The 18,366-nt window shown below is 38.3% G+C and carries 16 protein-coding genes and 1 pseudogene; 3 read left to right on the forward strand and 14 right to left on the reverse strand.

From position 1 onward, the window contains the following. Positions 1 to 9 precede the first annotated feature (9 nt). Positions 10 to 1,194 (forward strand): PP2C family protein-serine/threonine phosphatase, encoded by a 1,185-nt coding sequence (locus H6G77_RS27735; protein WP_190592636.1) that lies wholly within the window; start codon positions 10 to 12, stop codon positions 1,192 to 1,194. A gap of 482 nt (positions 1,195 to 1,676) precedes the next feature. Here H6G77_RS27735 and H6G77_RS27740 read toward each other — a convergent pair. Together H6G77_RS27740 and H6G77_RS27745 are read right to left on the reverse strand one after the other, a co-directional pair. Then, positions 1,677 to 2,216 (reverse strand): annotated as a pseudogene (locus H6G77_RS27740) (sugar transferase); the annotation flags it as partial. Between the two features lie 12 nt (positions 2,217 to 2,228). Next, complete coding sequence (locus tag H6G77_RS27745) at positions 2,229 to 3,482, reverse strand: tetratricopeptide repeat protein (RefSeq protein WP_190592635.1); 1,254 nt, start codon at positions 3,480 to 3,482, stop codon at positions 2,229 to 2,231. A gap of 462 nt (positions 3,483 to 3,944) precedes the next feature. Between H6G77_RS27745 and H6G77_RS27750 the strand changes: the two genes are divergently transcribed. Next, positions 3,945 to 4,502, forward strand: coding sequence for an HdeD family acid-resistance protein (locus tag H6G77_RS27750; RefSeq protein WP_190873267.1), 558 nt, complete (start codon positions 3,945 to 3,947; stop codon positions 4,500 to 4,502). Between the two features lie 214 nt (positions 4,503 to 4,716). Here the strand turns inward: H6G77_RS27750 and H6G77_RS27755 are convergent, their stop codons facing one another. The 9 genes from H6G77_RS27755 to trpS all read right to left on the reverse strand — a co-directional run bounded on the left by H6G77_RS27755 (position 4,717) and on the right by trpS (position 14,444). Further along, entirely contained in the window at positions 4,717 to 5,538 is an 822-nt protein-coding gene (locus H6G77_RS27755; protein WP_313954530.1) for a hypothetical protein, read from the reverse strand. A gap of 480 nt (positions 5,539 to 6,018) precedes the next feature. Beyond that, positions 6,019 to 6,537 carry a DUF2382 domain-containing protein gene (locus H6G77_RS27760; RefSeq protein WP_190592633.1) on the reverse strand — a complete coding sequence of 173 codons (519 nt, stop codon included), beginning with the start codon at positions 6,535 to 6,537 and terminating at the stop codon, positions 6,019 to 6,021. A gap of 68 nt (positions 6,538 to 6,605) precedes the next feature. Further along, positions 6,606 to 7,511 (reverse strand): DUF2382 domain-containing protein, encoded by a 906-nt coding sequence (locus H6G77_RS27765; RefSeq protein ID WP_190592632.1) that lies wholly within the window; start codon positions 7,509 to 7,511, stop codon positions 6,606 to 6,608. A 226-nt stretch (positions 7,512 to 7,737) separates the two neighbouring features. Then, positions 7,738 to 8,580: a DUF2382 domain-containing protein gene (locus H6G77_RS27770; protein WP_190873268.1), complete on the reverse strand. Its 843-nt coding sequence runs from the start codon at positions 8,578 to 8,580 to the stop codon at positions 7,738 to 7,740. 203 nt (positions 8,581 to 8,783) lie between these two features. Beyond that, on the reverse strand, positions 8,784 to 9,707 hold the full coding sequence (locus H6G77_RS27775) for a hypothetical protein (protein WP_242049324.1): 924 nt from the start codon (positions 9,705 to 9,707) through the stop codon (positions 8,784 to 8,786). 15 nt (positions 9,708 to 9,722) lie between these two features. Continuing rightward, complete coding sequence (locus tag H6G77_RS27780; RefSeq protein WP_190873270.1) at positions 9,723 to 10,919, reverse strand: DUF3696 domain-containing protein; 1,197 nt, start codon at positions 10,917 to 10,919, stop codon at positions 9,723 to 9,725. Beyond that, positions 10,916 to 12,097: a DUF262 domain-containing protein gene (locus tag H6G77_RS27785; protein WP_190873271.1), complete on the reverse strand. Its 1,182-nt coding sequence runs from the start codon at positions 12,095 to 12,097 to the stop codon at positions 10,916 to 10,918. Before H6G77_RS27785 ends, H6G77_RS27780 begins: the two co-directional genes overlap by 4 nt. A gap of 237 nt (positions 12,098 to 12,334) precedes the next feature. Continuing rightward, positions 12,335 to 13,264 (reverse strand): methylenetetrahydrofolate reductase, encoded by a 930-nt coding sequence (locus tag H6G77_RS27790; RefSeq protein WP_190873272.1) that lies wholly within the window; start codon positions 13,262 to 13,264, stop codon positions 12,335 to 12,337. A gap of 172 nt (positions 13,265 to 13,436) precedes the next feature. Next, positions 13,437 to 14,444, reverse strand: a complete 1,008-nt coding sequence (trpS, locus tag H6G77_RS27795; protein ID WP_190873273.1) for a tryptophan--tRNA ligase — start codon at positions 14,442 to 14,444, stop codon at positions 13,437 to 13,439. A 523-nt stretch (positions 14,445 to 14,967) separates the two neighbouring features. On the opposite strand from trpS, the gene H6G77_RS27800 reads away from it, so the two are divergent. Next, entirely contained in the window at positions 14,968 to 15,714 is a 747-nt protein-coding gene (locus H6G77_RS27800; protein WP_190592625.1) for a DsbA family protein, read from the forward strand. Between the two features lie 241 nt (positions 15,715 to 15,955). Here the strand turns inward: H6G77_RS27800 and H6G77_RS27805 are convergent, their stop codons facing one another. From H6G77_RS27805 to H6G77_RS27815, 3 genes are all read right to left on the reverse strand, one after another. Continuing rightward, a complete protein-coding gene (locus H6G77_RS27805) occupies positions 15,956 to 16,327 on the reverse strand; it encodes a hypothetical protein (protein ID WP_190592624.1) in 372 nt (123 codons plus the stop codon). Positions 16,328 to 16,405: 78 nt separating this feature from the next. Continuing rightward, positions 16,406 to 17,572: a glycosyltransferase gene (locus tag H6G77_RS27810; protein WP_190873274.1), complete on the reverse strand. Its 1,167-nt coding sequence runs from the start codon at positions 17,570 to 17,572 to the stop codon at positions 16,406 to 16,408. Positions 17,573 to 17,751: 179 nt separating this feature from the next. Beyond that, the gene (locus tag H6G77_RS27815; protein ID WP_190592622.1) at positions 17,752 to 18,186 is read right to left on the reverse strand and encodes an anti-sigma regulatory factor; all 435 of its coding nucleotides are present in this window, start codon (positions 18,184 to 18,186) and stop codon (positions 17,752 to 17,754) included. Between the last annotated feature and the right edge of the window lie 180 nt (positions 18,187 to 18,366).

An 18,366-nucleotide genomic window follows, 5' to 3' on the forward strand; every position in this document is an offset into this window, starting at 1 on the left:
TCTAAAAATATGGCTGAAATATCTAATTCTCCCGTAAAAATTTTAGTAATTGATGATGATCGCCTGATCCAACTAGTTTTAAAACAAGCTCTCCAAGCTCAGGGATATGAAGTAATTCTGGCATCTAGTGGAATACAAGGATTAGAACAAGCTCATAAACACTATCCGGCGCTGATCATTTCAGATTGGCAAATGGATGAAATGGATGGCTTAGAACTGTGCCGCAAAATTAAATCGGAACCATCGTTATCATCAACTTTCTTTATTTTGCTCACTTCCCGCAAGGCTGTAGAAGACCGCGTTGAAGGTTTAGATACAGGTGCAGATGATTTCTTGAGTAAACCCATTGATGTGAATGAGCTAAAAGCAAGGGTTAGAGCCGGATTAAGACTATATCAAACAAATCAAGAACTCCAGAAATTAGCTCAAGATTTACAATTGCAAAAACAGCTTTTAGAAACAGAATTAAATGAAGCTGCTGATTATGTCAAGTCTATTCTTCCCAAACCACTATCAGGATTAATTAGTATTAATTCTCGGTTTTTTCCCTGCCGTCAATTAGGCGGCGATTGTTTTGATTATTATTGGTTAGATGAGGATAATTTAGCAATATATTTACTTGATGTTTCTGGTCATGGATTGGCTGCGGCTCTGCCTTCAATTTCTATACATAATTTGTTGCGATCGCAATCTCTACCTCAAACTAATCTCTATAATCCATCTGAAGTTTTTCACAGCTTAAATAAAGTGTTTCAGATGGATAAACAAAATAACCAGTACTTCACTATCTGGTATGGGGTTTTTAACCGAATTTCTTCTCAGCTAACTTATGCTAGTGCAGGCCATCCACCCGCTTTATTATTTTCGCCTACAACTGATTCTGATTTACAAGTACAACAATTAATTACCCCCAACTTGCCTATTGGAATATATGCCGAAAATCAATACTATAATGCTATATGTGATATTCAACTTAGCAGTAAATTGTATGTTTTTAGTGATGGACTTTACGAATTTGAAAAGCCTGATGGCAAAATGTGGAATTTACCCAGCTTTATTGATTTAATGACTGGATGCAATCAGCAAGCATCAACTGAATTAGACTCTATTTTAGAGGCAATTAAAAATGCTACAGGTAGTCAAATATTCACAGATGACTGTTCTTTATTAGAAATCAATTTTGGTAATGAGTAGCTTTTTGAATAAATGCTCATTGATCGGAGAATACTTCAAAAGCCGTTGTTGTACCACTGATATCTAGAATTATTTTAATCTGCTCATTTATTCCACAAAAGTATTAAATTCTGAATCAATCAGGTTGCTTACTCGTTCATTAATTTGTCGCCCTTTTCTACCATCAAAAATCCCACTAGATTTTATAATTTTTACTTTAGAATTCATAATTTGTCGGGTAAATGCTATTTTTAAAATAAGGTATTCAAGAAGTTTAGATATCAGGGATTGTGAAAGAATGGGAAACTATACTTCATGCCCATTATGAATAACAACTAAATATGTCTGTGTTAAAAACTGTCGTTATAACAAGGCAGAAGGCAGATGAGAAAAGGTTTTTAGGCAAGTTTATTGTTTGTTACATACTTCGGTTTATTGGCATCTTTCTATTTACTTAAAAATTTATTTTCTTTTTGAGTAACAGACAGTTTTTATCTCCTACTTCACGAGTATAACTTTAATGTGAAATCGTAGAGTAAACTCAAATTCTGTTGATAACGCAAATCTAGTTCAATTACATCCTCAAAGTTACGGATTTTTGAACAACCATTAACTTGCCATTCACCGCTAATTCCCGGTCTGACATCCAATCTTTGCCAATTGCTCACTTCATATTTTTCTAACTCATCGGGCGTTGGTGGACGAGTTCCAATCAAGCTCATATCGCCGATAAGAACATTCCAAAATTGGGGAAATTCATCTAAACTGGTTTTGCGAAGAAAGCGTCCAATACGGGTAATTCGTGGGTCATGATCATTTTTGAAAAAAGCACCAGAAGCTTGGTTAGGAACGCTGGTTTTGAGTACCTCCGCATTTGTCACCATTGAGCGAAACTTCCAGATCCGAAATTTTTGACCCATCCAGCCACAGCGAATTTGACTAAACAGGATTGGCCCCGGACTATCAAGTTTAATAGCGATCGCCATCGGGACAAAAAGTAAGGCTGTCACACCCAAGCCAATGAGCGCCCCGCCAAGATTAATAGCTGTAACCTATCACCTAGCCACCACTGCATAAACCTGACTTTGTTTTTCACTATGCCAAACTGCATCTCGATATACTTGCTCAAATAAGGCTCTTTGAGCATGGCTACCACCTATCCGATGCAGTTTTGGTAGTACGATTTTTAATTCAGATTTAGCTTTGGCATAGTCTCCTTTAGCATGAGCAATCATACCTCTAGCTGCTGGAATTGTGACTTCTAACCAATTCTGACGCAAGTATGGATTGATGGTTTGAGTATGTTTTTGCATACTCAAATACATCTCGTCTACCCAGTCAAATTGTCTAGCTTTGGCTAAGGCATAAATGTAGTGCAAGTCTTGAAAGGGTAAAGCATGTTCATTAATTCGAGGAAACAGATAGGTGCTGATATCTTGCCAACGACTACCAACATCAACACCGCGCAACTCTAGTCTGAGCAATAATGCGATCGCTCCTACCTGATCCTTGGGAGATTCTTTTCTGGCTCGACCCCACACATAAGCATCATATAGGGCTAATACTTGTTGGATGTCGCCTCGTTCTAAATAATAAAGCGCCACATGCCACCAATTATGGGTGTACAACATAGAGTTGCAGTTTTCCCAGGTATCTGCCAAACTTTCCATCCAAGCAATACCTTCATCTACTCTGCCTTGAGTTTCCATAACGTGGGCAACTGCATGATGCGCCCAAGGGTCACGGCGATTGATAGCTGTGGCTTTTCGCCCCATTGCTTCGGCTTGTTCTAGTTGATGGCATTGTTCTAAACCAAAGGCCACCATACCGTATAGATAATGGTTGTCTGGATTGGCGCTGAGAACGTTTTGAGCTATTTTGAGTAATCTTTCTTGATCCCCTAAATAGAAGTAGTGATATTGTCCTTGCTGCACCGAAATTAAATCACGCGGATAATTTGCGGCTATTTTTTCGTGTAAGGCGATCGCTTGATCAACTGCTCCCATTGCCCAAGCGGCGATCGCCTGGATATACAATCGTTCTCGTTTGGTGATCCCAAATAACAGCCCTTGCGCCGCTTGTAAATAAGGTCTTGCTTGTTTCCACGCCTGAGCATTTTCTTGCGTCAGATAATAAGCTGCTGTATAGGCATAAAGCATTGCACAACCTGGATCTGCTTTCACACCTTCCAGAATCACAGTTTCAATATCTTTGCCATAACTGAGGGATTGATCTATAAATTGGTTGATAGCTGCGATCGCTGCTGGTGAGTCTGTCGTAACTTCAAGGCCTTGCGCGTCTTTTAACATTGTTTATTCCTGGCTGTATGGTGAGCAAAGAAAGTCAAACAATTTTTGATTTTAAATTTGGCTTTGAGATTGATTTCACTGATAAATCTAGTGGTTTCTACCATTCAGAAACCATTGGTAATAGGCTGTTCAATTAGCAAACATCACTAACTCGATAGATTTACCGTATTTATTTTCCGAGTATGTCACAACTACCGTAAAAACTGCAAGGCCATATTGAAAGTTTCTGCACAGCCCTTATGTAACAGGACTTACGCACAAAGATTATCTGTGGAGATTGGGTGTAAGGGTGAAAGGGTTTGGGGTGTAAGGATTTTGAATAAGTACATCCCTACACCCTCATCCAACAATATTCATCCATCTCGCACCATACAGCATTAGTCAGATGGAAGAAGAGCCAGAAATTTCCATCATTGATTTAAATGACCAAGCCCTTCTGGTAGGGAAAAGCTTTGAAAGACTATGAGAATAGGAACCCGGTTAGCAAAACACTGGTGGACACTCGCATTGCGGGGAACACTCGCCATCATATTTGGTTTAGCAGCATTATTTTGGCCAGGAATTACCTTAACAGCCTTGGTATTTTTGTTTGCGGCCTTTGCGCTAGGTGGTGGAATATTATTAGCGATCGCTGGATTTAAAGACCATCTCGGTAACATCCACGGCTGGTTATTGGTAATTGAAGGTGCAATTGGAATTGCAGTGGGAGTTATGGCATTTATTTGGCCGGGAATTACAGCATTAGTTTTGCTTTATTTCATAGCGGCTTGGGCAATTATCACAGGTATATTTGAGATTATTGCAGCCAACCATTTACGCCAAGAAATTGACGATGAATGGTTGCTCATCGCTGCGGGGATTGCATCTCTGGTTTTTGGCGTGCTACTGATTATCTGGCCGATTACAGGAGCGTTAGTAATTTTATGGATGACGGCTGCTTATGCGATTATGTTTGGTGTTCTGATGTTGCTTTTGGCGTTCAGACTACGTAAGTGGGGTGAAGAACGCCGTTTACTTTGAAGATGTTAATACCAAGTTGCAATCAAAGACAGGAATTACGCACCAAGATTGGGTGTGGGGGTGTAAGGGTGTAAGGGTTTAGAATACTTACACCCTCATACCCCTGCACCCTGTTCTAAAACCTTATTTTTTCGTTTTTTTGCGTAAGTCCTAAAAGATAGTAATTTGGGCTGGGAGTAGGAATAATATTTCTGAACGCAACTTAGTATAAGGACTAATTCGTAACTATCAATACAGGTTGATTTCGATATTTTGCTGCCAATTGCTTCCGTAAATTTGAATCCCAAGTTAGGTTATAGTCTCGCTCTAATTCGGCAATTACTAACGGACGTAATACACCAGAAACAGTTACTTGTTCTCCTTGCTTCACTCTTGGTTGTGACTTGGTGTGGAGTATGAGTAAATCTTCTCCACCAAAGAATTTGTCTTCATCTAAGGTATATGCGATCGCACTACTAATATTTTCAACTTCACCAGTTACAGTGAGTTTTTTACCATAATAGGCGCTGGGGTTGGCAGTCAGTTCACCGGGGTTAGGAGATAAAGCTAGTGATTTGGCAACAATTACGGGTTGATCATCATAATCGCTGTAATATTCAGACTGCAAATCTAATTTATAATCTTGATTGATTTTTGCTAAATCAAATCTGCGAACTTGTCCAGTAATTTGCAGGGGTATATCATTTGTACTGGGCAATGTAAAAGGCTTGCCTGTGGCATTAATCACTAAAATATTTTGACTATCAAATAGCTCTTTATCATTAACTGTAAAGCTTGTAGGGCCAATTAATCTAATCGGTTGCGTTCTAATTGTGACAGTTTTACCGATGAGTTCATCTGTTTTATCTGTTACTTCTGCAATTTCGTTGTCTACTACTTCTCGACTAACTTGGTTACGTTGTTGCTGGGGTGTGGCTGGAGTGATGGCCTGTGGTTCGTTATAATTGCAAGCCGGGAGGAATATTGCCATTAATGTAAGCGCGATCGCACCTTTAGCCTGTTTCCAGTGAGTATAAATATTACTTGTATAATTCACAATTAAATATCTCCTTTTTTAAATAGCAAAATTTGATTTAACACCAAATTTTACAGCTAGTTAAACTTAGCAATAAAATAAAATCACGAATTGATTTATATACTGAGATTATATTTTCATCATTGTTTTTTCTTCTATCTTTTGAGCAGTTTTTGTCCTCTAACGTGAGATATAGAAAATAAGAATATGGTTTGCTCCAAACATCTATCTTGTCTCTAGTATCCCTGAATGATGAAATATTTTTGAATTGTCAGTATCTAATGTTGCATTTTATTTCTCTATAAAAAATTTAATTGACAATAAACCCTATCTTTGGGAAGATGTAAAGCTAAATCTGCAAAGATAGATTTTAGTCATTTACTGTTTCACACTCAGTAAGCTCCTCAAGGAAATTCTTGGGAGCTTTATTAATGGCTAATAAAATATATAAAAAAGTAGGCTGAGAAATTCTCAACCTACTATTAATCATCTGCTAGAAACTTATGAAAGAGATTGAGGCTGTTGACCTTTGGAGCAACGGTCAAACCACTCTTGATATTTTTGTTTGTGTGATTCATTGTCACATAAAATAGAGATTCGCACACGTTGACAGCCGTGATTTTTTTCGAGAGCGATCGCATTTAAAATTAAACTAGCAATTTTGGGTGAGCTAAACTCTCCATTCACCGTCAAATCACCAACAAAATTACCAACTGCGCCATCTTCAATTGCAGTTAAGGTAATTTCTGAAATTTCCTCTAATGCTAAATCTATTTCTGCTAGTTGCTTATATTGTGGGCTAACTTGTTCCACAATTAATTTTTCCCGCCGGACAGGTACTTCTACTATCCTCGTTTCAATTTCTTTGCGAACAATTACTTCACCGACTTTATGTATATTAGTATCAACTACTAAATGTTCTTCTAGTAAACGCACAATTTTTTCTTCAGAAAATTCTGCTAAATTAGCTTGTTCCATACTAATATTCTCTAATACAACTTGTGAAAGTTGTTTGGTCATTAGTCATTTGTATTGACTAAGGATAAGGCACAAATGACTAATGACAAAACTGAACACACCTCAACTAATTAGCGTTCTTCAATTGGGAGTCCAGGAGCATTGACATCTAACTCTTCCCGACGTATTGTTTCTTGAGCATCAACGGTATCTTGCTCTACCACTTTTCGGACTCGAACTTCTTCACGGACAAATGCTTCTTTGCGAATGTCAGCAGTTTCTTCGTGAATTTCTACACGCGCAAATTCGCCTTCACGGAAGTCAGCTTCTCCAGGCGCAACAACTCTACCAGCATCATCTGGGGTAATGCGTTCAATGACAACATGCTCTTTTTCCACTGGTACGGAAACTCTAGCAGTTTCAGTTTCGATATGTTTGCCAACAGCAACTTCACCTGTTTTTTGTCTTCTCTTATTAGCAACTAGCCGTTCTTCATATAATCTCAAGGTTTGATGGTCTTGTTCATTTAATCCAAATAAAGAAGGCTCTTGCTCGTAATTATAGGTATCGCGGGTGAAAGTTGGTGTGGTGACTGCTGTTGCTGGAGTAGCTGTAAAACCTGTATCTAATGTTGCAGTAGTATCTAGAGGTGTGGCTGTATCTACAGGGGTGGTACTATATTGGGGATTACGATAAACACCACGTACTCGTTCTTCATAATCGTAATCAACTTGGCGTTCGTCAAATTCTGGTAAGTCTTCTGCTTGCTCTCTGGTCATACCCACAGCATAAACGCGATCGCGCCCATAATCAATACGGCTACGACCTACCGGCAATAATACTTTTTTACCAAAAATCCAGAAACCTAAGTCAACAACTAAATAGCGAAAATGTCCTTCATCATCAACTAAAACATCATTGACTGTACCAATCTTTTCATCATTTCCTTCCGTATATACGCCTAAACCTTTAATATCATTACCTTCCAGAGTATCACGATAGTCTGGATCAAATTCATTTAATTTGTAAAGAGACATTATATTTTTCCTCGGAACTCGTATATCAACTTTCAATTCTTAAGGTAAAAATTTATTCTCTTCTATACATCTTTCTCTCGAATGAAGTACCTTAATTTCAAATTATCGAAAGGGAGATATTTTTCCGCCTCATACTATTTCAATTTATGGATAATACAAATAGAGACATAGAGGCTAAAGAACAAGGTCAAAAGCCCCTACATTTTTTTGAATTTTGTGCTTTTAACTAAATAGTTCCTTGACTATCTTTTGCAGCATTATCTACCTGCAACTCGCCTGTAGTATTCACATCTAACTCTTCGCGGCGAATTGTGTCTTCAGCTTCTACGGTATCTCTGTCTACTACCTTTTTAACTCGTACTTCTTCCCGAACAAAGGCTTCTTTGCGAATTTCTGGTGTTTCTTCGTAAACTTCTATACGTGCTACTTCACCCTCTTGAAATCTCACTTCATTGGGGTCAAGGACTGTTCCTGTTTCTGTGGGTGAAACTCGCTCAATTACAACACGTTCTTTTTGAACAGGTACTGTAATTCGTGCAGTTTCAGTTTCCGTATGTTTACCAACTGCAACTTCTCCGGTTTTAACGCGCTGTTTATTGGCTATGAGGCGTTCTTCATACAATCTAAGTGTTTGATGATATTGATCATTCAAATTGTATAAATTAGGTTCTGTTTGATAATTATATGTATTGCGATCGTAAATTACATTACTATTTATCTGACGAAATACACTGCGTACTCTTTCTTCATAGTCTTCATCAACTGTATAGCTTTCGTGGTACTCAGGTAGCTTTTCCACTTGCTCTTTACTAAGTCCATCGACATATACCCGTTGTTCGGGATAGTTGATGCGTGAAAGACCGATTGGTAGTAATATTCTCTTACCAAGAGTATCAAAGCCTGTGTCAATCACTAAATAGCGAAAACGCCCATTTGGATCAACTAAAGCATCACTTACGGAAGCAATTTTTACTCCGCCCTCAGTATAGAGTTCTAAACCTTTAACATCATCACCGCCAAATGTTTCTCGGTATTGAGGGTCAAATTCTTCGAGTTTGTAAAGAGGCATAGCTGGGAAGTTCTTGAGAAGATATATTGATATCTCTACGCTAAAAATTCTTGTGGGAGAAATCCTCTAACTGATGGCTGAATTTTTTGAGATATTTATTGTTACTCTCTATACCCCCCGCAATCATACGATGATATTCGTCTATTATCTATTTTGCTGTAGTTAGACTCATAGCGATCGCTGATACTAATTCAGCCTAAAAATTACTGTATTTTTCTTCCAATATACCCAATGATAAGTTTACCAGGCCCTAACTCTGTAGAAAAATGAAGCCGCCAATCTCCTGGTGTCATACGTAGATGTAAACTAAAAATGCGCTCCTTGCCATCAGGACAGTTGAATGTTAGCAATTTTTGAAATTTTTGCAGTCTTGATTCACTCTCTGGAGATGCTTTATTCAGTTGATTTAAGTCATAAGAACCATCGCTCCAAATTCTACAAGATCGTTCAAGTGCAAATAATCGACCTGCAACTTGTCTTAAAATCGGATTACCATTTTCAATACTTTGTATTTGTACACTAACACTGTCGCAGAAGACTAGATTAGGGAATAGCTCTTCTCTCCGATTCCATAAATCTACCCCATCACGAATCCCAGTTTTCAGGCGTTCCTGTATCCAAGGAATATGAACTTGTATATGTTTTTTATTACTAGCATGAACAACTGTAAATGTATCAGAATGATAAGTATCATTATCTTCTAGCCATGTAGCTTGCAAAGTAATAATATGAGATTCCCATTGTGGCTCTGATTGAATGCTTAAAGCTACAGATTCCAATAGATAAGCAATTTTCAATCCTTCGCTAATTTCTCCTTCACAACAGAAATCAGACAGTGTGGTTTTATTCTCAATTTCAGAATTTTGAATATCTGCTAAGAAAGGAGTTTTTGTAGACGTGAGAATAAAACGTACTTTATCTCTATCCACATTTTTGTCTACAAACCAATCAGACAAAGAATAATTGTATGCCAGTAGACTATTATAAAAATCACTATGAGTACGAATTATTGGCTTCACACCAAATTCTGCCGCCTCTCTGGCTGTATCAACTAAATCCGACATTCTTTGTTGAGCCGTTTGAATATTATCAGCAGGAATTCGTAACGACAGTTCATTTAACACCATCTCCAAATCCATGCTTTAAACATCCCTTGGCTTTAATAAGGTGATTAAATTTTTTTCCCACTCATCAAAAAATCCATCAGGCCATTGATCAATTCTTCCATTACGATCAATTTGCGGTGATATTACTTCTGTAAAGACTTGTCCTTGTTTTTCTTGCCGTTGGAAGTAATGCAATTGAACATCCTCTGGTTCAAGTTTGCCATTATGTACCGCTAACCGAATTCCGTTTAAAACGTGGTCACTGTGAGTTTCTATCACTACTTGAACACCACAACTAGCTGCAAGTGCTAACAATTCACCCATTTTGGTCTGTCCTTGAGGATGAAGATGTGCCTCTGGATTCTCCACTATAATTAATGAACCTGGAATAGATGCAAGTGCAGCTACTATAACTGGCAAAGTATAAGTAATTCCAAAGCCAACATTAGTATTACGATATCTGCTACTCACCTCTTTGCCCATTTCAAATGAGTATCGCAAACTCATTAAATCAACACCTTCAATCGGGTCGATATGAATTCTTGTGCCAGGACTTATTTCTCCCATCCATGCCTTTACTTGATTTTTCAGTAATAAAGATTTTTCTTTTGGATGACTTAATTTATTTGGTTCATTTTGTTTAAAGCGTTCCAAACTTTTAGGAATATTCTGTGAAATTTTCTGTTCAAGCCCAATAGTATTTATTTTTTGATCACCAAAAATGTATAAGAAATGTTCCGCATATTCACCTCTAGTACCAATTTGAAAATTTTGGCTTACTGAATAATCTGACATTGCAAAAACATTACGAGGGCCAAGCCTTTCTGCTTGCAAATAGTGAAAATAATTTCCAAAAAGGCTAAAATCATGTATTTCCTGGGTTATTGGAGCAATATCAGTACGTAAAACATCTGCTTTTTGGTCATATCTAAAATTCCATTCCCATGTCATTTTCTCTCGATATTCTACTATCAGTTTAATACCGATTAATTCCTCTTTCGCTCCCTCAAATAAAGCATCTTTAGCAGTACCAATACTTACTAAATCTCCATTTAGAGCCAAACGTTTTCTTTGTAAAAGTCTTTGTTGATATGACTGACGTAATAACAGCAATGATTGTAAGGCTGAAGACTTACCCATGCCATTTAAACCTGATAATAGAGTTAGTTGCCTAAACTCTAGTAGCTGGTCTTCAAAAGGTTTAAAGTTTTTCAAATGTAGTGAATATATCATGACAATTCTGCCTTGATAATTTCTGCAATTTCATCCAATCTATGTAATACAGTCTTAAGGTTTCCTGTACTTCTATATATAGGAGTATCAAATTTACCCTCGTTAGTCAAATCAATCATTTTATGTTTAATATTTTCTTTTTTTTCTTTAATAATTTTAATTTCTTGATCACTAAGTTTAAATAAATTAACACACCAGCTTTCAAATAAAGCTTTGTTAATGGGATATCGCCTTGTTCCTACTTTCAATTTCCGAAAAGCATCTTTGCCAAAGATGTCATAGGCTAATTTCATTAAATTTAAAAATTGCTTTTCTATTAAATTTATTTCCTCATCAGACATAGAATTTATATATGACATAGACTTATCTAATATTCTTTTAAAGCTTTTGCTTTTTCTGAAAATTTCTTGATCGTTTATCATGAACACTAATACTCTAAGTATACATTCACGATCAGCCATTCTATCTGGCCTTATACCATTGTCAGTAGCGATTTTAAATTCAGACGATACAGCTAAATTTTCTAATAACTTTGTTGCTTTACCTTGATTTAAAGCATGACGAATTTCCTGTATTGATAAGGATGAACCACCAGTATTAATACGCTCAAATATAACTTGCTTAAAATTATTGGCTGTGCCTGGTTCAATAAAAATAACTGTGAGAGGGGTTTCTTCTATACGACGTTGGTAATTACGAGGTATTTCATCATATATTTTTCCATTAAACTCAGTAAATGACTCTAATCCAGTTAGCCTCAGTTTTTTATCAATTACAAACTCCTTTAAACTAGTTAACCTTTGTGAACCATCTATTATTAACCAGTTATTTTCATTGGTTGCATCAATATAAAATGCTGGTAGGGGAATACGCAGTAAAATCGATTCAATAAGCCTACTTTTAGCAACTTCATTCCAAACTGATTTGCGTTGAAATTCAGGATATAATTCAAGTTCATTATTTATGATTTTGCTTAATAAATAATTAATGCTGTTCTGTCTAGTTTCAACTCTAATTTCAGTTGCTTCAAAGGGTTCATTAACTTCTTCTTCTGATACAACATTCCCTTCATCAATAAATAATTCTTCTATTTCATTATCTTCTTCTAGAATATCTGGCTCTTTGACTTCCATCTCTTTTTTAAAATATTCTGGATTGAGATCATTTATATGTGTCATAATGGCTACTTCTTGGAGTTAAGGGGTATTTGATTATTAATTTGTAATCTTTATTATTTTCAAAATCATACTGAACATTATGATTTAGATAATTTACTTCGATCTTACTACTTTCTAACATTCATAGGTGTATGTCATATATGTCATTACAGTCGCAACATTCTCTACACTTAAGAAACAATAAAGCAGCTGCAATAAAACAGCTGCCATAATAAAAATTATGAAAGATTTTTGAAACTACTTCGCTAATACCTGAGTAACTGGTGCAACACCAGCTAAATCTAAGATTTTAGGTATCAAATCTTCCCGCTTCACAGCCATCATGTGGACACCATGACACAATTGCTTTGCTATTTGCACTTGTTCTGCGGCAATTTTGACACCTTCTTCTAGGGGGTCTTTGGCTTTGGCTAATCTATCAATAATATGTTCAGGTATATTTACACCCGGAACGCACCTATTAATAAATTGAGCATTTTTCGCCGATTTCAACAGAAAAATTCCTGCCAAAATAGGTTTGTTATGTACAGACGCTATCTTATCCATGAACTTTTCTAGTCTTTCAAAATCAGTGATTAATTGACTTTGAAAAAACTGCGCTCCGGCTGAAATTTTACGTTCAAAGCGACTTTGCAAACCAGACCAACTTGCACACTGCGGGTCTACGGCTGCACCGACAAATAAATCTGTCGCGCCATCAGTCAAGGGTTTATCGTTGCAATCAACACCTTGATTCATTTTTTGAATTAATTGCAGTAGTCGCACTGACTCTAAATCAAAGACACCCTTTGCATCAGGATGATCACCTGCTTTTACCGGGTCGCCTGTTAAAGCTAAGATATTCCGAATACCTAAAGCATGAGCGCCCATCAAGTCGGCTTGTAAGGCGATACGGTTGCGATCGCGGCAAGCCATCTGACAAATTGGTTCAATGCCGTTTTGTAATAAAATCGCTGAAGCCACTAATGACGACATTCGCAACACAGCGCGGCTACCATCAGTAATATTGACAGCATGAACTCTCCCCTTAAGAGTCGCCGCCATTTCAATTGTATGAGTAGGATTTCCTCCTTTTGGGGGTGCTACCTCGGCGGTAACTAAAAATTCCCCCGCTTGCGCGGCTTTACGGAAATAATTTAAAGCAGCACAGCTATGGTTATCTTCCATAACGTTATTCTTTATGTTCTTTTTAAGCGTATAACAAATTACACCTTAAAGAACAAGGGGCAGAATCGGGAAGTGGGGAAGAAAAACAATGATCATTCTTCCCCAGCACTTGCTAGTTAAGAAGTACGTAAGTATAAACTTAAGTACAAGCTTCCCTATAGGCCATGACGAACTACACAGGCATAGAGTAGCCTAACGCTGCTTTCACATCTGCTAAAGTTTGATTAGCGATCGCTTGTGCTTTTTCCCGTCCATCACGCAACACAGACTCCAAATAACCCTTGTCATCCATAATTTGCTGATATTTTTCTTGGATGGGTTGTAATGCATTAATTGTTGTTTCTGTCAATAACGGCTTGAATTGTCCCCAACCCATATCTTGGCATTCTGCTGCTACTGCTTCTTTGGTCTTGCCAGACAGCAACATATACAAAGTTAATAAGTTATTACACTCCGGCCGTTCTGGAACATCAAAAGTTAAACCCCTGACAGGATCAGTTTTGCACCGCTTAATTTTATTTGCAATCTGGTCTGGTGGATCTAACAGATTAATCCGGCTCAACTCTGACGGATCAGACTTGGACATTTTGCGTGTCCCATCGGTCAAGCTCATCACCCTTGCGCCATCTTTCCGAATCAAAGGATCTGGTAACTTCAAAACTGGTTGATCCTTAGCAAATTGATGATTTAATCGATTGACAATATCCCTTGTCAGTTCTATGTGTTGTTTTTGGTCTTCACCCACCGGCACTTTATCCGCCTGATAAAGCAAAATATCAGCCGCCATCAGCACTGGGTAGATTAACAAACCTGTACTAACGTTTTCTCCTTGTTTAACAGCCTTTTCCTTAAACTGAATCATGTCTTGTAGCCAGTTTAGGGGAGTGATGCAGTTAAGCAGCCAAGCAAGTTCACTGTGTGCAGAAACATGGGACTGGACAAAGATACTGGAGTGGTTTAAATCAATCCCACAGGCCAGGTAAAGTGCGGCGATGGTGTAAGTATCTGCCGCCAAAGACGCTGGATTATGCGGTACAGTAATCGCGTGTAAATCCACTACACAAAAGAAATTTTCATACTGGTCTTGGATTTCTACCCAGTTGCGAATCGCGCCTAAGTAGTTACCTAAGTGCAGATTACCAGTTGGTTGAACTCCTGACAGCACACGCTGCTTACCCATAGATTCACTCTAGTTCTTGCTAAATGTTCATGCACGTATCCATCCTTATGATGCCGTGTCACACGGCATTATAGACTTTTTATGCGTCAAAGATGCAAGGTGGCAATTTCTCTCCAAAAAAAGTAGGGTGTATTACGGCCAGGACTTACGCACAAAGATTATCTGTAGAGATTGGGTGAAAGGGTGAAAGGGTTTGGGGTGTAAGGATTTTGAATCAGTATACCCCTGAACCCCTATACCCTCGCCAAAACCCTTGATTTTTCGTTTTTATGCGTAAGTCCTAGATTTAAAGTATGAGAATTAGCCGTAACGCACCAAGATATATGGTGAGTTATCAGTAATCCTTAATTTTTAATTAAGTAAAAACTTCAAATTCAGATCAATATTTCAGAAAGAACACAAGGCTGTAACCCTCTTTAATTCTGCTTTAGCTCAACAAGAAATATTTACAATCCCCTGCTTTTTAACTTTACAGACAGTAGGTAATACTTAAATAGTGCTAGACCACTTTCAGTATTTTGATATGCGACAATTATTTCAGTATCTACGTACCTGGGTTATCGTCTGCCTGCTGTGTTTGGTCTTAGGCTGGACACTACCTGCACAAGCAGCTACCGACATTGACTCTAAACTCGAAAAGCAAGTTTTAGAAATTATCCGTAACAATCCACAATTCGTTCTTAACTCTCTGCAAGAGTATCAACTGGCTAAACAAGAAAAATTACAGAAAGTCCAACAAGCTTTTTTAGATGATTTAAAATCTAACCCAGCAAATATCATTGGCGAATCACCAACCACTGGTGCGGCTAAGTCCAAAACAGTGCTAGTTGAGTTTTCTGATTTTCAATGTCCCTACTGTGCGGAAGTACATAAAACTCTGAAATCAGTAGTAGACAAGCATAAAGACGAGTTGACATTGGTTTACAAGAATTTTCCTCTAACTGGAGTCCATCCAGAAGCATTCCCCGCAGCGCAAGCGGCTTGGGCTGCTAAACAACAAGGTAAGTTCTGGGAATACCATGATGCTTTGTTTGAAAATCAAAAGCAACTAGGTGAAACCTTATACGTTGATATTGCTAAAAAACTAAACCTCAATTTGGTGAAGTTTGAGAGCGATCGCAAGTTGGCAAAAACAGCCATTGACAAAGACCTCAAACAAGCGAATGATTTAGGTATCTCTGGTACACCATTCCTCGTTATCAACACTGATAAATACACTGGTGCAGTCCAAGCAGCCGACATTGAAGCGAGATTGGGTAGTGCGAGTTAAATAGACGGAATTTACACACAAAGATTGTAAACACTGGGTGTAAGGGTGTAGGGGTATATGTATCCAAAACCCTTACACCCTTAATTTTTTGTATCAAAGAACCACAAAGGACAAGTAGGACACGAAGTTATAGCAATCCTATCTCTCTCTTATCTACCTTATCTAACTTATCTCCCTTGTCTACCTTGTCTACCTTGTCTACCTTGTCTACCTTGTCTCCCTACACTTGAAGACTTGTTCGTTAATCTTCCAATGATTGGGCTTGTACTTCTACCGCAGTCACATCAATTGTGCCTTCTGGTGCAAAGCGTTGGAAGTGGCCTTTCTGGACTAATAGCTGTTCGCCACAGTTAGGACATTGTAATTGGCTATTGTTCAAACCAGTGAATTCGTAGGCGCAGACAGGACACTTGTCAGTTACTAAGTTGCGTTGTAGCCACCAGCGAAACCCAACGAAAGCCACTACAGGCGCTAGTGACAGCAGTGCAAACAGGATAAATAAAGATTTTACTAACCAACCCAGTCCCAATGAACCTAGCAACCAGATAACTGCTAAGAAAGTGAGCAAAGGGCGGAGATTTAGCATATTCAATTGTGAATTGTTAAAGCTCATTTTTTAATTACAGTCTTGCTCTCTTTCTAGGATAGCGAGTTTAGAGATTGTCAAGGGTCATTTGTTATTGGTCATTGGTTAAGATGTTTTTACTAACGCTGCAAGCTGCTGTTTAAAGGCTACTGTCCCGAAATGGGCGATCGCTTGTTCGCGCAACCACTTGCCATCACAGCGTTGATCATTCTTTTGTAAAATTTCAATACAAGCGGCGGCGACAGCATCAGCATCACGGTGTGGGACTCGCCAGCCTAGTTTACCATCTTGTAAAGGATCAGCCGAACCATCTGCATCACCCGATAAAACTGGGATACCACAAGCCATTGCTTCTAGATAAACAATGCCAAAACCTTCTTGAGAAGGCATGATATAAGCATCTGCTAGGCGATAATGGGCGATTAAATCTTCTGTAGGGACAAAACCAGCAAACACAACGCGATCGCTTACTCCCAAATCTTGGGCTAACTTGGCTAATCGCGGTTGATCATCACCACGCCCAATTACCAAATATTTCACTTCTGGGACAACCTGCGCGATTTGAGGTAAAGCCCGAATTGTGACATCTACGCCTTTGTAAATATCACCCGACCACAGGCGTGCTACTGTCATCAAGACTTTAGCATCTGTTAAACCATACTTCTCGACTAATTCTGGTAGTTTTTCCCCTGGGGTAAATTTATCACCATCAATTGCACAAGGCAGCATTTTCACTTTGTCGGGGTTAATTCTATTAGCTACACAAGCGCGATCGCGGCTGTAACGGCTGATTGTCCAAATTTCACTGGCTGCGGCGAGTGCGCGGCGTTCTAGAGTATTTAAGGGTTCCCAGACTTCTTTTCCGTAGGTGAGGACTGTGTAGGGAATACCTAACGGCTGACAAAGAGTTTGGATTAAGACGGCAAGTTTAATATGACCACAAAATACACGTTCTGGACGTTTTTGTAAAAGAAACTTTAATAAAGCCCCAGCCATCGCCATTCTGCCAATTTGCGGCGACTTATTTTTAAAATAATGGAATTTTACACTCTCAGACACAAAAGGATTAACACAGTCTGGACTATCTCGCAGGACGAAAACATCTGTCTTGTAACCTGCATTCAACTCTGTATAAGCCTGAAAGATATCTTTGACATAAGACTGAATCCCCCCTTCACAACCAAAAACTTCGATAAAAACGAAAGATTGGTGCGGAGTTGGGTGAACTTTGTTAATACCTTGTAGTTTTCTTTGGGTTAAATCAGTCAGCATTTAAGTTTTTATTAATACAAGTTCTACTTTAGTGCAGCTTGAATTATTTCTATACTGCTGCCAAATTTTACCAAAAATGTCACTAAAATCGTATGCTGACTTTACCAGACTGAGTGTATTTTTTATACACTGATTTTTTGTATTTACCCTTAAATCACCTGATTTTTCACCATTGGAATTTATTGGTGACTGTACTCGATAATTAACAGACAATTTCGCTCATCCGTGCTACGTTCATAAACCACCCGATCCGTCAAACGCCTCAACAAAAACCAGCCATAACCTCCTTCCTGGGGATTACCAGGTTCCGGCTCGGCGATTTCATCTGGATTAAAAGGCTGGCCATGATCCCAAATTCTAATCTCCATTCGGTCAACCCATAGACTCACTTCAATATCTATGGTTGTTTCCGGTGGTAAAGTCTCATGAGCATGGCGAACTGCATTGGTAAAGCCCTCTGCTAAAGCTAAATTCAGACAATAGAGTTGGTGTTCTGTCCAACCACGTTGACATAAATATTTGAGACAAAACTGCTCAAACCATTGTTGAACCTTATTTAAGAGCGGAAGTTCGCTCCTGACAGTCAGATGGTCGCGCTCCACCATTCTCAGCATTGACCTTGACTTGAGTATTCAATAAAAATGTTTTGACTGGTTGACTTGGGGAGATTTTTAATTTTGGTATAGCTTGTGATGTTATGGGACAAAGTTAAATGTCCTAAAATCTGCTTTGCTATATACCCAAAAAATCTCAGGTACTGCCTAGTACAGTTGGAGTAAATAAACAGACCATAA

Source organism: Aulosira sp. FACHB-615 (assembly GCF_014698045.1).
Taxonomy (GTDB): Bacteria; Cyanobacteriota; Cyanobacteriia; order Cyanobacteriales; family Nostocaceae; genus Nostoc_B.